This window comes from Mesobacillus maritimus (assembly GCF_019749255.1).
GTDB classification, from domain to species: domain Bacteria; phylum Bacillota; class Bacilli; order Bacillales; family Cytobacillaceae; genus Mesobacillus_B; species Mesobacillus_B maritimus_A.
The window spans coordinates 42,905-58,824 of the sequence record NZ_JACWFH010000011.1 but is presented as its reverse complement, the minus strand read 5'-3'; the positions used below and the strand labels follow the sequence as shown (position 1 = coordinate 58,824).

At 40.3% G+C, this 15,920-nt stretch carries 10 protein-coding genes and 14 tRNA genes; 23 read left to right on the top strand and 1 reads right to left on the bottom strand.

The window, feature by feature from the left end; genetic code table 11:
• Positions 1 to 5 precede the first annotated feature (5 nt).
• The 20 genes from H0185_RS10445 (at position 6) to speD (ending at position 10,508) form a co-directional block, all read left to right on the top strand.
• Positions 6 to 82: transfer RNA gene (locus tag H0185_RS10445), tRNA-Arg, on the top strand.
• A gap of 7 nt (positions 83 to 89) precedes the next feature.
• Positions 90 to 166, top strand: a tRNA-Pro gene (locus H0185_RS10440).
• A gap of 28 nt (positions 167 to 194) precedes the next feature.
• Positions 195 to 270 (top strand) — tRNA-Ala (locus tag H0185_RS10435).
• Between the two features lie 15 nt (positions 271 to 285).
• Positions 286 to 362, top strand: a tRNA-Met gene (locus H0185_RS10430).
• Positions 363 to 385: 23 nt separating this feature from the next.
• Positions 386 to 462 (top strand) — tRNA-Ile (locus tag H0185_RS10425).
• A gap of 42 nt (positions 463 to 504) precedes the next feature.
• Positions 505 to 597 (top strand) — tRNA-Ser (locus H0185_RS10420).
• A gap of 22 nt (positions 598 to 619) precedes the next feature.
• A tRNA-Met gene (locus tag H0185_RS10415) sits at positions 620 to 693 on the top strand.
• 40 nt (positions 694 to 733) lie between these two features.
• Positions 734 to 810, top strand: a tRNA-Asp gene (locus tag H0185_RS10410).
• A 17-nt stretch (positions 811 to 827) separates the two neighbouring features.
• Positions 828 to 903 (top strand) — tRNA-Phe (locus H0185_RS10405).
• 6 nt (positions 904 to 909) lie between these two features.
• Positions 910 to 983 (top strand) — tRNA-Gly (locus H0185_RS10400).
• Positions 984 to 987: 4 nt separating this feature from the next.
• Positions 988 to 1,064 (top strand) — tRNA-Ile (locus H0185_RS10395).
• A gap of 16 nt (positions 1,065 to 1,080) precedes the next feature.
• Positions 1,081 to 1,155: transfer RNA gene (locus tag H0185_RS10390), tRNA-Asn, on the top strand.
• 3 nt (positions 1,156 to 1,158) lie between these two features.
• Positions 1,159 to 1,249 (top strand) — tRNA-Ser (locus H0185_RS10385).
• Between the two features lie 3 nt (positions 1,250 to 1,252).
• Positions 1,253 to 1,324: transfer RNA gene (locus H0185_RS10380), tRNA-Glu, on the top strand.
• Between the two features lie 325 nt (positions 1,325 to 1,649).
• Positions 1,650 to 3,608 carry a 1,4-alpha-glucan branching protein GlgB gene (glgB, locus tag H0185_RS10375; RefSeq protein ID WP_221873437.1) on the top strand — a complete coding sequence of 653 codons (1,959 nt, stop codon included), beginning with the start codon at positions 1,650 to 1,652 and terminating at the stop codon, positions 3,606 to 3,608.
• A complete protein-coding gene (locus H0185_RS10370) occupies positions 3,526 to 4,671 on the top strand; it encodes a glucose-1-phosphate adenylyltransferase (protein WP_281427602.1) in 1,146 nt (381 codons plus the stop codon). Before glgB ends, H0185_RS10370 begins: the two co-directional genes overlap by 83 nt.
• An 18-nt stretch (positions 4,672 to 4,689) precedes the next feature.
• Entirely contained in the window at positions 4,690 to 5,721 is a 1,032-nt protein-coding gene (locus H0185_RS10365) for a GlgC family sugar phosphate nucleotidyltransferase (protein WP_221873436.1), read from the top strand.
• Positions 5,718 to 7,151: a glycogen synthase GlgA gene (gene glgA / locus H0185_RS10360; protein WP_221873435.1), complete on the top strand. Its 1,434-nt coding sequence runs from the start codon at positions 5,718 to 5,720 to the stop codon at positions 7,149 to 7,151. The genes H0185_RS10365 and glgA overlap by 4 nt, the downstream gene beginning before the upstream one ends.
• Before the next feature lie 5 nt (positions 7,152 to 7,156).
• Positions 7,157 to 9,553, top strand: a complete 2,397-nt coding sequence (locus tag H0185_RS10355) for a glycogen/starch/alpha-glucan phosphorylase (protein WP_221873442.1) — start codon at positions 7,157 to 7,159, stop codon at positions 9,551 to 9,553.
• 145 nt (positions 9,554 to 9,698) lie between these two features.
• Positions 9,699 to 10,508, top strand: coding sequence for an adenosylmethionine decarboxylase (speD, locus tag H0185_RS10350; RefSeq protein ID WP_221873434.1), 810 nt, complete (start codon positions 9,699 to 9,701; stop codon positions 10,506 to 10,508).
• A 155-nt stretch (positions 10,509 to 10,663) separates the two neighbouring features.
• Here the strand turns inward: speD and H0185_RS10345 are convergent, their stop codons facing one another.
• Positions 10,664 to 11,593 carry a 1,4-dihydroxy-2-naphthoate polyprenyltransferase gene (locus tag H0185_RS10345; RefSeq protein ID WP_221873433.1) on the bottom strand — a complete coding sequence of 310 codons (930 nt, stop codon included), beginning with the start codon at positions 11,591 to 11,593 and terminating at the stop codon, positions 10,664 to 10,666.
• Between the two features lie 346 nt (positions 11,594 to 11,939).
• Between H0185_RS10345 and H0185_RS10340 the strand changes: the two genes are divergently transcribed.
• The 3 genes from H0185_RS10340 to menH are packed head-to-tail and all read left to right on the top strand — an operon-like array spanning position 11,940 to position 15,905.
• On the top strand, positions 11,940 to 13,346 hold the full coding sequence (locus tag H0185_RS10340) for an isochorismate synthase (RefSeq protein WP_221873432.1): 1,407 nt from the start codon (positions 11,940 to 11,942) through the stop codon (positions 13,344 to 13,346).
• Positions 13,343 to 15,103, top strand: coding sequence for a 2-succinyl-5-enolpyruvyl-6-hydroxy-3-cyclohexene-1-carboxylic-acid synthase (gene menD / locus H0185_RS10335; protein ID WP_221873431.1), 1,761 nt, complete (start codon positions 13,343 to 13,345; stop codon positions 15,101 to 15,103). The genes H0185_RS10340 and menD overlap by 4 nt, the downstream gene beginning before the upstream one ends.
• A complete protein-coding gene (menH, locus tag H0185_RS10330; protein ID WP_221873430.1) occupies positions 15,093 to 15,905 on the top strand; it encodes a 2-succinyl-6-hydroxy-2,4-cyclohexadiene-1-carboxylate synthase in 813 nt (270 codons plus the stop codon). The genes menD and menH overlap by 11 nt, the downstream gene beginning before the upstream one ends.
• The last annotated feature ends 15 nt before the right edge of the window (positions 15,906 to 15,920 follow it).

The following is a 15,920-nucleotide window of genomic DNA, read 5'->3' as shown; positions in this document are numbered from 1 at the left end:
ATTATGCGCCCGTAGCTCAATTGGATAGAGCGTTTGACTACGGATCAAAAGGTTAGGGGTTCGACTCCTCTCGGGCGCGCCATTTTTTACGGGAAGTAGCTCAGCTTGGTAGAGCACTTGGTTTGGGACCAAGGGGTCGCAGGTTCGAATCCTGTCTTCCCGACCAGTTGTATTGTTTTTAATATATTTACCATGGGGCCTTAGCTCAGCTGGGAGAGCGCCTGCTTTGCACGCAGGAGGTCAGCGGTTCGATCCCGCTAGGCTCCACCAATGAATAAATAATATGGCGGTGTAGCTCAGCTGGCTAGAGCATTCGGTTCATACCCGAAAGGTCGTGGGTTCGACTCCCTCCGCCGCTACCATATTTTCAATTTAGAGACTTCCTGGACCTTTAGCTCAGCTGGTTAGAGCAGACGGCTCATAACCGTCCGGTCGTAGGTTCGAGTCCTACAAGGTCCACCATAGTTTTTTGCATACGCAAAATAACTTTTAATTTCTTTTCTTGGAGGAATACCCAAGTCCGGCTGAAGGGATCGGTCTTGAAAACCGACAGGCGAGTCAAATCGCGCAGGGGTTCGAATCCCCTTTCCTCCTCCATTTACTCTTATAATATTATTATCGCGGGGTGGAGCAGTCCGGTAGCTCGTCGGGCTCATAACCCGAAGGTCGCAGGTTCAAATCCTGCCCCCGCAATCAATGTAAGTTGTTTTCAAGCTTTGCTTGAAAATACTTTGGTCCGGTAGTTCAGTTGGTTAGAATGCCTGCCTGTCACGCAGGAGGTCGCGGGTTCGAGTCCCGTCCGGACCGCCATTTTTAGATTTAACTAAGGCTCAGTAGCTCAGTCGGTAGAGCAATGGACTGAAAATCCATGTGTCGGCGGTTCGATTCCGTCCTGAGCCACCACTTTAAGCGGGTGTAGTTTACTGGTAAAACCTCAGCCTTCCAAGCTGATGTAGTGGGTTCGATTCCCATCACCCGCTCCATTATGGGCCTATAGCTCAGCTGGTTAGAGCGCACGCCTGATAAGCGTGAGGTCGGTGGTTCGAGTCCACTTAGGCCCACCATTTTTAATTAAATCGTTCCGCAGTAGCTCAGTGGTAGAGCATTCGGCTGTTAACCGAACGGTCGTAGGTTCGAATCCTACCTGCGGAGCCATATGGGGAAGTACTCAAGTGGCTGAAGAGGCGCCCCTGCTAAGGGTGTAGGTCGGGCAACCGGCGCGAGGGTTCAAATCCCTCCTTCTCCGCCATAAGGCCCCTTGGTCAAGCGGTTAAGACACCGCCCTTTCACGGCGGTAACACGGGTTCGAATCCCGTAGGGGTCATACAAAAAAGCTGTAGACATTATGTCTACAGCTTTTTTGTATGACTTTTTTTGTTCATCTGCAATGCTCTTCGTTTTATTATTCCTTATCATTTTATCTTCTACAACATCCTCTATTTAGATCCAAACTAATTATAGTTCCTTTACATATTATTTTTCATAAAAAAGTTTTTTGTTTTGTCACAATTATAAATCCCGATATTAAAACAATGGAAGCGCTATTATCAAAATTTGTCGAAATTAGGCGAACAAATTAATCAATGTTAGCAAGGTATTTTATCAGGAATCTAGAATAGTAATGAAAAAGTAGAAAGGCAGGTGTGTGGATGTTAGCACATCCAACGGATTATCAGCTTCATTTATTTCATGAAGGCTCGCTGTATCAGAGCTATGAATTATTTGGAGCACATATCATAAATAATGATTCAAAGAAATATACTCGTTTTTGTGTTTGGGCACCAGCTGCACGTAGTGTAAGGTTGGTTGGCGATTTTAATAATTGGAATGGTGATGGTTTTGAATTTCAGAAAGTGAATGGAGAAGGGGTTTGGGTTTTCCTATTCGACGGCGATTTAACAGGAGCTATTTATAAATATGAACTGACTAATCCATCAGGCGCTATAAAGCTAAAGGCTGATCCTTATGCATATTATTCTGAGCTTAGGCCAAATACTGCGTCCGTTGTTTACCCATTAACCGGCTACAAGTGGAATGACAGCCAATGGATGAAAAAAAGAGAGAAAAAGCAAATAAGAACAGAAGCAATGGCAATTTATGAGGTCCATCTAGGATCCTGGAAGTTAGCTGAGGATGGATCCTTGCTTACCTACAACCAATTAGCAAATGAACTAATTCCGTATGTCCTATCCCACGGGTACACCCATATTGAATTGTTGCCTCTAACTGAGCATCCGCTCGACATTTCCTGGGGATACCAGGGAACTGGTTATTACTCCGTAACAAGTCGTTTCGGAACACCTCATGAGTTTATGTCCTTTGTTGATCAATGTCATCAAAATGGTATTGGGGTCATTTTAGATTGGGTCCCAGGCCACTTTTGTAAAGATGCGCATGGTCTCTATTGTTTTGATGGGAGCTATGCATATGATTATCGAAACTATCTTGACCGTGAGAACGAGGTTTGGGGTACAGCTAATTTTGATTTAGGGAAGACAGAGGTGCAAAGTTTTCTTATTTCAAATGCTCTTTTTTGGTTAGAAAAATATCATATTGACGGCTTTCGTGTAGATGCGGTGGCAAATATTATCTACTGGCCAAATTCAAACCAGGAGGTAAATCCTTATGGGGTTGAATTCTTAAAAAAGTTAAATTCCGCTGTTGCATCTCACTTTCCTAGTGCTTCCATGATTGCAGAGGACTCAACTGAATGGCCAAAAGTAACCACGCCAGTTGAGGATGGAGGATTAGGATTTACGTTTAAATGGAATATGGGCTGGATGAATGACATGTTGACATACATGGAAACAGGTCCGGATCAGAGAAAACATCAACATAATAAAGTTACATTCTCATTGTTATATGCATTTTCTGAGTCATTTATTTTACCTTTCTCACATGATGAGGTCGTTCATGGGAAAAAGTCCCTTCTCAATAAGATGCCCGGCGATTATTGGCAAAAGTTTGCACAGTTAAGGCTATTACTGGGGTATATGACGGCTCATCCAGGTAAAAAACTTACTTTTATGGGAACAGAACTTGGTCAATTTGCTGAATGGAAAGATCAAGAACAACTAGATTGGCATTTACTCGGATACGAGATGCATGAGAAAGTAAATCTCTTTGTTAAAGAATTGTTGAAAGTATATAAGCTGAACAAAGCTTTCTACGAACTGGATCATTCTCAAGAAGGTTTTGAATGGATTGATGCAAATAATCAACAGCAGTCAGTCTTTTCGTTCATTCGTAAAGGGAAGAATCCAGAAGATTTTCTTGTCATTGTTTGTAATTTCACCCCCGAAACATACTCGAATTATAGAATTGGAGTGCCCAACAACAGAACGTACCGCGAAATCTTGAATAGTGACGATTCTGCTTTTGGTGGATCTGGGGTTATAAATAAAAAAACAGTCAAAGCTGAAGAAATTGAATTTCATGGACGGCCTTTTTCGATTGAAGTTAGCATCCCTCCATTTGGGGTATCGATCTTTCGTCCAGTTAAAAAGAGGAAGGGGAAAGTAACTGATGCAAAAGAAAAAAATCGTAGCGATGCTCCTCGCAGGCGGACAGGGGAGTCGACTCAACTCATTAACAAAAGACCTCGCTAAACCTGCTGTCCCATTTGGAGGAAAGTATCGTATCATAGATTTTCCTTTAAGTAATTGCACAAACTCCGGAATTTATACTGTGGGAGTGTTAACACAGTACCAACCTTTAATCCTAAACTCTTATATTGGGATTGGAAGTGCATGGGACTTGGATAGGAAAGATGGTGGAGTAACCGTCCTTCCTCCATACACGGCATCTACAGAGATGAAATGGTACACAGGGACAGCAAGTGCCATTTACCAGAATTTAAACTATCTACACCAATATAACCCTGATTATGTCTTAATTTTATCAGGAGATCATATTTACAAAATGAACTATGAGTTGATGCTCGAACATCACATTAAAAAGGGTGCCGATGTAACAATCTCAGTCATTCCAGTTCCATGGGAAGAAGCTAACCGTTTTGGGATCCTTAATACAGATGAAGAGTTAAGGGTAACAGAGTTTGATGAAAAGCCAAAAAACCCTAAGAGTAATCTAGCTTCTATGGGGATTTATATCTTCAAATGGAAGATGCTTGAAGAATATTTGGAACAAGATAACTTAAACTCAAGTTCTAGCCATGACTTTGGGAAAGACATTTTGCCACAGATGTTAAAGGATAGGAAAAACCTTTTTGCGTATCCTTTTAAAGGTTATTGGAAAGATGTTGGAACCGTACAGAGTCTGTGGGAGGCAAATATGGATTTACTAGAAGATTCTAATGAGCTTAACTTATTTGACCAAAATTGGCGGATCTATTCAGTTAACCCGAATCAACCTCCTCAGTTCATTAGCCAGGAAGCAAAGTTAACAGACTCCCTTGTCAATGAAGGATGTGTAATTAAAGGGAATGTTTCTAGAACGGTTGTGTTCCAAGGGGTAACGATTGAAACAGATGCAGTCGTAAAAGAATCCGTGATTATGCCGGATGCTGTTATCGGAAAAGGGTGCCTTATCGAAAAGGCTATTGTTTCTTCGGGGATTAACATTCCAGATGGATCCGTTATTCGCCCAAAAATTGATGGTGAAATTCTTCTCGTTTCTGAAGAAACATTAGAAGAAATGGTCACCAATTAGTTCAGGAGGTATCTAAAGTTGAAAAAACGTTTATTAGGTGTTATAGATGCGACCACATATTCTGAGAACCTTAAAGATTTAACGCCACACCGCTCTGTCGCGGCTATCCCTTTTGGAGGACGGTATCGTCTCATCGACTTTATTTTATCCAATATGGTGAACTCGGGAATACAGAGTGTCGCCATCTTTCCAAAATACGAATACCGTTCTTTGATGGACCATCTAGGCTCTGGGAAGAACTGGGATCTTAACCGTAAGCGGGATGGATTATTCTTTTTCCCTTCACCAAGACTTGATAAACCTGTTTTTGGAATTGATTCGTTTGAACATTTTGCGGCAAATATTGATTTCCTGAACAGAAGTACTCAAGATTATTGCTTAATTGCTAGTGCCAATACCATTTTTAATATGGATTTTTATCCAGTTCTAGAATGGCATATGGAGCAGGGCTGTGACATTACTGAAGTTCGAAACGCCGGAGAATCCCTGAACATTTTCCTTGTGAAAACCTCATTACTACTTGAATTGATTCATACTAGAAATGAAACCGGCTATTTGAATATGAGGGATGTTGTGAAGGATATCAATAGCCCCTATAGGCTTTGTTATTACCCTTATGAAGGCTATGCCCTTACCGTTGACTCAATAGATCATTATTATTTAGCGAGTATGGAACTATTAAACCCTATGGTTTGGAAGCAACTATTTTTAAAAGATCGACCTATTTTAACAAAGGTAAAAGATGAACCACCTACTCATTATTCGAAGAATGCTGTGGTCCACAATTCGATGATTGCCAATGGGGCTATTATTGAGGGCACCGTTGAAAATAGTATTATCGCCAGAGGTGTAAAAATTGCAAAAGGTGCAATTGTCAAAAATAGTATCATTATGCAAAAAACACAAATTGGGGAAAATTGTATTTTAGATCATGTCATTCTTGATAAGGATGTAAAGGTGGAATCTGGTGTCTCCATTGCGGGAACAAAAGAGGTACCGAGGATTTTACAGAAGGGTTCAATCGCAAAGGGAGAGTGTGTGAATACGTGAAGGTTTTGTTTGCAGTAGCTGAATGTGTCCCATTTATTAAATCAGGAGGACTTGCAGATGTAGCTGGGGCACTTCCTAAAGAGTTACAAGGAATAGGTACTGATGTTCGAGTCATCTTACCAAAATATCAGTTAATTCCTGATGAATATAAGAAGCAAATGAAAAAAATAGCGGAATTTTCTGTAGCTGTTGGTTGGCGTAATCAATATTGTGGAATTGAAGAACTCGAACTTGATGGCGTTACCTATTATTTTATAGACAATGAATACTACTTTAAACGGAGTCAAATGTATGGGGACTTTGATGAAGGGGAGCAGTTTGCCTATTTTAATCGTGCGATCCTTGATAGCATAAGAGAAATTGATTTTTACCCAGATGTCATTCATTGCCATGATTGGCATACAGGGATGGTTCCTTTTTTACTAAATGAACAATATCGAGACAGAAAGGGATATGAGTCCATTCGTACTGTGTTTACCATTCACAATCTGCAATTCCAAGGAATTTTCCCGAAAGGAATTTTAGGTGACTTGTTTGGTTTAGATGACCGCTATTATCATCCAGATCAATTGGAGTTCCATGGGAATGTATCTTTTATGAAAGCAGCCCTGATTTCAGCAGATAAAATTACTACAGTTAGTCCGACCTATATGGAAGAGATTCAAACAGCTTACTTTGGAGAAAGATTGGATGGAGTATTGCGAGAGCGGAGATCAGATCTTCTAGGGATATTAAATGGGATTGATAATGATTTGTATGATCCTGAAACAGATATCGCATTAATCAAAACGTACGGGCCGATGGACCATAAAGCCCGTCTCTTAAATAAAAAGCAACTTCAAAGACAGTTTGAGCTTCCAGAAGAAGAAGAAACGCCCTTAATGGTTATGGTAACGAGACTGACTAAACAAAAAGGGTTAGAGCTTGTCCGTGGTGTCTTTCATGAGATCATGGCCACAGGGGTTCAATTGATTGTGCTTGGTACAGGTGATCGAGAATTTGAATATTTCTTCAGTCATATGGCTGCACAATATCCAAATCAATGTAAGGTGTTTATCGGTTTTGATGAAGACTTGGCTCATCGTGTGTATGCTGGTGCAGATTTATTCTTAATGCCATCAAAATTTGAGCCGTGTGGCCTTAGCCAACTAATCGCCCTACGCTATGGTTCGATTCCAATTGTACGTGAAACAGGTGGATTGAATGATACGGTCAAGTCGTACAATGGCGAAGCAGGTAAAGGAAACGGATTTACATTTACAAACTTTAATGCACATGACATGCTTTTTACAATTGATAGAGCCTTAAGTTACTACGAAGATACGGCTTCATGGAACAAGTTAGTTGAGAATGTCATGCAGATGGACTTTAGTTGGGCTCGGTCTGCGAAAATTTACCAGCAATTATATGCTGACCTAGTCAAGGAGTGATTAGCCTGTTTTCCAATAAAGCAGAGTTTAAAGCCGTATTTTTACAGAAACTAGAAATGACGTTTGGAACAAGCTTTGGAGAAAGTACGAAACGTGAACAGTTTCAAACCCTTGGACATATGATACGAGAATATGTTAGTTCAGATTGGATTCAAACCAATGAACAGTACCGATCTACTGGAAAAAAACAAGTCTATTATTTATCCATCGAGTTCTTGCTTGGGCGTTTGCTTCGTCATAATCTAATGAACCTTGGAATCGAAACTGTGGTTATGGAAGGGTTACAGGAACTAGGCATCGACTTAGAGGATTTGGAGGAAATTGAAGCTGACGCAGGGCTTGGCAATGGCGGGCTAGGTCGATTAGCAGCGTGTTTCCTAGATTCACTAGCTTCATTAAATTTACCAGGACATGGCTGTGGAATTCGCTATAAGCACGGACTATTTGAGCAAAAAATAGTAGACGGATATCAGGTTGAACTTCCGGAGCAATGGCTTAGACATGGCCATGTATGGGAAGTGCGAAAATCGGATGATTCGATTGAAATCCCGTTTTGGGGGAAAGTAGAGAGCTACCAAGAGAATGGGAAGCTAATGTTTCGCCATTTACAAGCTGAAACGGTAACAGCTGTTCCGTATGACCTACCAGTGATAGGATACCAGACTGAGACGGTGAACACCCTTCGCCTTTGGAGTGCTGAGCCATCGCGATTCACAGCAAATACGGATATATTAAGGTATAAAAAGGAAACAGAATCAATTTCTGAACTGCTCTACCCAGACGATACTCATGATGAAGGAAAAATTCTTCGTTTAAAGCAACAATACCTACTGGTTGCAGCTAGCTTGCAATCCATTGTCTCTTCCTATAAAAAACAAAAGCGGAGTCTTCTAGAATTTCATCAATTTGTAGGCATTCATATTAATGATACTCATCCAGCCCTAGCAGTCCCAGAGCTAATGAGAATTCTAATGGATGAGGAAGGCTTAGGGTGGAATGAGGCATGGTATATCACTGTTAACACTCTATCCTACACGAATCATACGACATTATCGGAAGCACTAGAGAAATGGCCAATGAGAATATTCCAGCCGCTTCTCCCAAGAATCTATATGATTATAGAGGAAATCAATGAACGCTTTTGCCAAGAGCTTTGGGAAAAATACCCTGGAGACTGGGGGCATATTGAAAGCATGGCAATCCTTGCTCATGGAGAAGTGAGGATGGCTCCACTCGCCATTGTCGGAAGTCATAGTGTCAATGGAGTAGCTAGTCTACACACAGAGATTTTAAAAGAGAGGGAAATGAATGCTTATTATCAAGTGTTTCCCGAAAGATTTAACAATAAAACAAATGGAATTACCCATCGTCGCTGGCTAATAAAATCTAATCCAAAACTAACAAATCTTATTACCGATTCGATTGGTCCAAAATGGATTGAGGATACGGAGAACTTAGAAAATCTTCTAGCTTTCAGGAAGGATCAAGCTTTTTTAACGGAACTAGGGGATATAAAAAAGGCGAATAAAGAAAAGCTTGCGAAAATCATTCATGAAAAGTCAGGGATATTGGTTGATACAAATTCAATTTTTGATGTACAGGTTAAACGATTGCATGCCTATAAGCGTCAGCTATTAAATGTGCTACATATCATGTACTTGTATAATCGTTTGAAGACAGATCCAGGGTATTCCCTTTACCCTAGAACATTCATTTTTGGAGCAAAGGCATCGCCAGGCTACTACTTTGCGAAAAAAGTGATCAAGTTAATTAACACAGTGGCGGACAAGGTGAACCATGATCCTGATGTAAATGACAGGCTGAAAGTGGTTTTCCTTGAAAATTACCGTGTATCCTTAGCGGAGGATATTTTTCCTGCAGCGGAGGTTAGCCAACAAATCTCAACCGCTAGTAAAGAGGCATCCGGAACAGGAAATATGAAGTTTATGATGAATGGTGCTTTGACTGTGGGTACGCTAGATGGGGCAAATGTAGAGATTACGGAATTAGTTGGAGAAGAAAATATTTTCCTATTCGGTCTTCGTGCTCAAGAGGTTTTAAACTTTCAGAAAAATGGTGGCTATAACTCACGAGAGTATTATCATTATGATACGAGGATTCGTGAAGTTACAGAGCAATTAGTAAATGGTTTCTTCCCTGATACAGAAGGTGAGTTTACTGCCATTTATGATTCTTTATTAAACCATAATGATCAATATTTTGTTTTACGTGACTTTGCTTCCTATGTTCAAATTCAAGAACAAGTAAGTGAAGCATACAGAGATAGAAGCAAGTGGTTAGAAAAGAGCCTTGTGAATATCGCCAAATCTGGATACTTCTCTAGTGATCGGACCATTCAAGAATATGCGAATAACATTTGGAAAATTAAACCGATAAAATAAATAACGAAAAACGTTGAACCGACAGCATTGTCGGTTCTTTTTTGTTGAATTCCTGTTTTTTACTGCCCTTTATGGGTAACATAACAATATTTAGAGAATGCCTTTATTACTTTTTGTAAAAGGACTTAAGTAAGGGGGAACAAAAATGAAATTAACCCATGAGCAGAGAGTGGAATTACACGGGTTTAATAACTTAACAAAGTCTTTAAGTTTTAATATGTATGATATTTGCTATACTAAAACGAAAAAAGAGCGGGAAGCTTATATTGAATATATTGATGAACAATACAATGCCGACCGTTTGACGAATATCTTGACAAATGTTGCTGATATCATTGGTGCCCATGTGTTAAACGTTGCAAAGCAGGATTACGTTCCTCAGGGAGCAAGTGTGACGGTGCTTGTATCGGAAGGACCTGTTGTGGAGGTTCCAAAAGACACCTATGCCGAGTCACCAGGGCCACTACCTGACAATGTGGTTCTCCAGTTGGACAAAAGCCATATTACGGTCCATACCTATCCTGAATATCATCCCGACGAAGGAATTAGTACCTTCCGAGCTGATATTGATGTATCGACTTGCGGAGAAATATCTCCATTAAAAGCACTAAATTATTTAATCCGTTCTTTTGATACAGATATTATGACGATCGATTTTCGAGTTCGTGGTTTTACTCGAGATAAAAATGGTTATAAGTTATTTATTGACCATGATATCAGCTCGATTCAAAATTATATTCCTGATGATATTAAAGAAATGTTCCATATGTTTGATGTCAATGTGTATCAGGAAAACATCTTCCATACCAAATGTAAATTAAAAGACTTTGACTTAAATAACTATTTATTTGGTTATACCAAAGAGAAGCTTTCCCCTGAAGAAAGAGAGGAAATAACCGAAAGCCTTAAACTAGAGATGGATGAAATTTTTTATGGTAAAAATATATTGAATTAAAAAGAAAAGCGCAAGCGTCTTGCCCAGGGGCTTATGACCCGAGCCCCTAGGAGTTGGAGCTAGACAATAGAAAAGTGAAAGCGCCCTGATCAGGGGCGTATGACCTTTTGCCCATAGGAAAAGCGCTTGGATTTCTCCAAGCGCTTTTCACTTAGCTAGATATAACTGATAAATAATCCAACTGATAACAGCAGGGCAAAGAATGTATTTGTTTGTGCTGTTGCTTTCATTGCAGGCATCATTTCTAATGGGTTTTTTCCTGTTTTAAAGACCTTAACCGCTGTTAGGGCTTTAGGAATACTTAAAACAACAACTGCTAGCCACGGAGTTGAAACGCCAGTTAGGATAAGCGCGAAAATCCAGGCATAGGAGACGATAAACATCCCAGCTAAAACGCGTACGGCATTCTTTTTCCCAACTAGAATCGCTAATGTCTTCCTTCCAAATTCTTTGTCTCCATCAAAATCACGGATATTATTTGATAGGAGGATACCACCAACTAGGATAAAGCTTGGAATCGACACAAGGATGCTTGTCGTTGTAACCGAACCAGTTTGTATATAGAAAGAAATTAGGATAATTAGAAGTCCCATGAAAAAGCCAGCGAATATCTCGCCAAAAGGAGTGTAAGCAATTGGAAGCGGGCCACCGGTGTAGAGGTAACCAATTAGCATTCCTACCAGTCCAATCGCTGCAAGCCACCAAGTAGTATTCATGCAAATATAAATACCAATTAAAATCGCAATACCGTACAGTCCAAGTGCTAGCCCGAGGACTGTTGCAGGTTTAATCCCATTGCGAACGATTGCGCCCCCAATCCCAATTGATTCTTCGGTATCGAGACCCCTCTTAAAGTCATAATATTCATTAAACATATTGGTTGCAGCCTGAATGATCAAGCAGGCTAGTAGTGTAGCTAAAAACAAGAAAATATCAATAGATGTTATTTCAATAGCAAGCGCTGTACCAAGAAGGACAGGTGCAAATGCAGCAGTCAATGTATGAGGGCGTGCTAATTGCCACCATTTTTGAAAGCCATGATCTCTTGCTATTGGAGAAGAACCAGGTTGAAGTGGTGTTTGCATAATACCAATTCTCTCCCTTTATTTTATATTTATCGACCAAACCTTATTATAATATCAAAAAGTCTTGATTCTGTCAAAAACGATAGCCTATCTCTCTAAACTATTTCCTACAATTAAAGTGTATGACGGGGCGGGTAGACTGTCAAATACTACTTCAAGGATAGAATGGATGTTTTTCCCTAATATCTAAAAGCTTAAAGATAACGACAGTTGAGTATCATATAATAAGGATATAACTAGGCGTAACCACGGCGGTTTTATTGACATTGAGAATGAGGAAGTGTATCTTAAAATAAGTTTGAACACGTGTCATAACAGATGAGAGGCTGTTATTGGGGGGATTATTTTGGTTACCATACATGATACAGAATTGAGGCAGGGAATCGTTACTGCGATTGAAAAGTCTAAACATTTATCTCAATCCATCATGGTAAGCGAAGTCCAAAAGATTGAAGGAATTGATCCTTTATATTTTTTTGCGGCTGGCCGCAACCGCTTCTTAGGAGAGAGATTTTTTTGGAAAAACCCAAGCGGAGATCAGGTTATTGTTGGAATTGGAGTTGCAAAACAACTACAAAGTGATCAAGCAATGGGACGTTTCGACAGAATTGAAGATGAATGGAAACAACTAGTTGGACATGCGGTTACATGTGGTGAAAAGACAATACCGGGGACAGGACCGACAATTTTTGGTGGATTTGCCTTTGACCCGTTAAAGAAAAAGACAGACTTGTGGTCAAAGTTTTCAGATTCACTTTTCCATATACCGAAATATATGCTTTCCTTTATTGACGGTGAATGCTATTTTACAACGAATGTTTTTTGTACACAACATGATGATCGCGAGTTGTTCGATAAAGTGTATCAAGACAGGCAAGCTCTTTTAGGAGCTGTTAGTGAAAAACAGGAATTCGCTTACCCTTCTATAGTAAAGATGGAAGAAATAAAAGCAGACGAATGGAAAAAATCAGTTTCTTCATTAGTTGAGTCATTTTCTGATAGCCAGTTAAGAAAGGTAGTTGTAGCCAGAGAGTTAAGGCTTCATTTTGAAAGTGCCGTTCAGATTGAAAAAGTGTTAACACATTTAATAGAGGAACAAAAGGAGAGTTTTATCTTTGCTTTTGAAGTAAATGGCGATTGCTTTATTGGCGCTTCACCAGAGCGATTGGTCAAAAAGGAAGATACGAGAGTCTTTTCAACCTGTCTAGCAGGTTCGATTGCTCGAGGGAGTACGTTGGAAGAGGACCAATTATTAGGGCAAACCTTACTTGAAGACCAAAAGAATTTAGTTGAACACCAGTATGTCGTGGATATGATTAAGGAAGCCATGGAAGAAACCTGTGAGGATGTGACACTTCCTGCTGAACCTCAATTGATGAAAACTAAATATATCCAACATTTATATACACCTGTAATAGGACAAAGCCGTGAAGGGACATCGTTACTTGAAATCGTAAACAGACTTCACCCTACGCCTGCTCTCGGGGGAGTTCCTAAAGAACTGGCTGTTACGAAAATTAGGGAAGTAGAAGAGCTCGACCGTGGTTTTTATGCGGCACCTATTGGTTGGCAGGATTCCCGGGAAAATGGGGAATTTGCTGTGGCCATACGTTCTGCCTTAATCCAAGGCGAAGAAGCTTCACTTTTTGCCGGTTGTGGTGTCGTGGCTGATTCAGAAGCAGAGAGCGAATATATAGAAACCAGCATCAAGTTTCGTCCGATGCTGACTGCGCTTGGAGGAAAACAAAAATGAATCATCAGGAAGGATTAACCGCTTATATTGCAGCATTTGTTGCAGAACTAGTCCATGCCGGTGTAAAAGATATTGTCATAAGTCCAGGATCTCGGTCAACTCCGATTGCATTAGTCATGGCAGAGCACCCAGAGCTTAACCTTCATATTCATGTGGATGAACGCTCAGCTGCTTTTTTTGGATTAGGCATTGCAAAAGCAACGAAAAAACCAGTTGCGATTCTATGTACGTCAGGAACAGCGGCAGCTAATTACTATCCAGCGATTATCGAGGCAACCATTTCGAGGGTTCCTCTGATGGTGTTAACGGCTGACCGCCCTCATGAACTAAGGGATGTGGGTGCTCCTCAGGCCATCGATCAAATTCATTTATATGGACATAATGTGAAGTGGTTTGTAGAAATGTCACCTCCCGAAGGAAAAGAAGAAATGATTCGCTATGCCCGGACTGTATGTGCAAGAGCGGCAGCAACAGCTACTCGTTATCCTGCTGGTCCAGTGCATTTGAACTTTCCTTTACGGGAGCCTTTGATTCCTAATCTCTATGAGGAAATGTTTGAGCTGCCAGAACGAACAAATGGGTATGTCGATATTCATGATGGTAAACTTTCATTATCAACTGAAACGATTAAAAACCTCGCTACTATGTTGAATGCGGAGAAACACGGTGTAATTATTTGTGGACCGATAGAGGATGCAGCGTTTACGGAGACAGTAGTTTCTTTTGCTAAATTACTTCAGTTCCCTATTCTAGCAGATCCTTTATCACAATTGCGAAGTGGCCTTCATGAGCAAGAACTAATAATTGATGCCTATGATACTTTCCTTCGCTTCGAAGATTCAAAAGAAGCACTAAAACCTAACGTAGTGATTAGATTCGGGGCAATGCCAGTTTCTAAAGCGCTAACCATCTTTTTGAAGGAAAATCGGGATGTTCCACAAATTGTTGTTGATGGCGGAAGTGGATGGCGCGACCCACTCACAGCAGCAACTGAAATGGTCTATTGTGATGAAAGTTTTTTATGTAGAGATGTAAGTAAATACATTGAACCTCGAGAAGAACAGTCAAGTTATCTTGAGAAATGGATAAGCATTAACAAGCATACGAAAATGAATTTATCATCCATTAGGGATATACCTAAGCTTAGTGAAGGGAAGCTTTTTCATTTATTGGCAGATCTCTTGCCGGAAAACGCAACCTTGTTTGTCGGGAATAGTATGCCAATTCGTGATTTGGATTCGTTCTTTTTTGCAAATAAAAAGGGTATTAAGGTAATGGGGAACAGGGGGGCAAACGGAATTGATGGCATTGTTTCCACCGCATTAGGTGCAGCAACGGTTTCTCAACCCCTTTACTTGGTGTTAGGGGACCTAACATTTTTCCACGATTTAAATGGTCTGCTGGCAGCAAAGCTATTTAAATTAAATGTAACTGTCCTATTAATCAATAATAATGGAGGAGGAATCTTCTCTTTCCTACCCCAGGCTGAACACCCAAAACATTTTGAAATGCTTTTCGGGACTCCGCTTGAATTAGATTTTCGCCATGTAATTGAAATGTATGGAGGATCATATGAGAAAGTTGTGGATTGGGACCATTTTCACCATGTATTCGCTAAGGACTTGGAAGCAAAAGGCCTGAGGGTATTGGAGATATCGACAGATAGGGACACAAACTTAAGCGAACATCGAGATTTGTGGAATTCTGTTTCCCAGGAAATAAGTAAAGTCATAAAGAGTGGGAAATATGAAGGTTAAGCTGAATGATGTCCATTATTTTGTTGAAAAAAGGGGAACTGGATTTCCGCTGCTTCTTCTTCATGGGTTTACTGGTTCATCTGCTACATGGTATCCGCTTGCTCCTAACCTTGAACAAACCTCAACCATGATTATGGTTGACTTACTAGGTCATGGGGAAACAGAAGCGCCTCCAATATCAGAGAGGTACGACATTTTACATTCAGCCGCTGACTTGAAAATATTGCTAGATAAATTAGGTATTGAAAAAGTTGATCTTTTAGGTTACTCAATGGGAGGAAGACTGGCAATCACCTTTGCGGTCACTTATCCAGAGAGGGTTCGTAAATTAGTTCTTGAAAGTACCACACCTGGATTGAAGACTGAAGATGAGCGTGTGGCACGCCGTGAGCAAGATGCCAAACTCGCAGCAAAAATCCAGGTGGAAGGAATTGAATCCTTTGTAAAACACTGGGAAAGTATACCTTTGTTTCGAACCCAAAAGAATTTATCAATTGAAAAAAGGGAAGAAATAAGAAAGCAGCGATTAAAGAATAATGCAACAGGCTTAGCAAATAGTTTGCTTGGGATGGGCACAGGCGCTCAGCCTTCTTGGTGGAGTTCGCTAGTAAAATTCCCATTTGAGACACTGATTCTAGTTGGAGAGCAAGATTTGAAGTTTTATAAAATTGGTGAAGAAATGCTTTCTAAACTGCCTAGAGGAAACCTTTTGACTATTAAAAATACTGGGCATGCGATTCATGTGGAAGAACCCGAAAAATTTGGTACAATAGTAAGTGGGTTTCTGTCCGAGGGAAACTAAGGCAGGCCTAACAGA

Bases quoted from the DNA above. Each gene is read 5' to 3' on its own strand.
- glgB (WP_221873437.1), top strand. From the start codon at position 1,650: ATGTTAGCACATCCAACGGATTATCAGCTTCATTTATTTCATGAAGGC.
- H0185_RS10370 (WP_281427602.1), top strand. From the start codon at position 3,526: ATGCAAAAGAAAAAAATCGTAGCGATGCTCCTCGCAGGCGGACAGGGG.
- speD (WP_221873434.1), top strand. From the start codon at position 9,699: ATGAAATTAACCCATGAGCAGAGAGTGGAATTACACGGGTTTAATAAC.
- H0185_RS10345 (WP_221873433.1), bottom strand. From the start codon at position 11,593: ATGCAAACACCACTTCAACCTGGTTCTTCTCCAATAGCAAGAGATCAT.
- menD (WP_221873431.1), top strand. From the start codon at position 13,343: ATGAATCATCAGGAAGGATTAACCGCTTATATTGCAGCATTTGTTGCA.
- menH (WP_221873430.1), top strand. From the start codon at position 15,093: ATGAAGGTTAAGCTGAATGATGTCCATTATTTTGTTGAAAAAAGGGGA.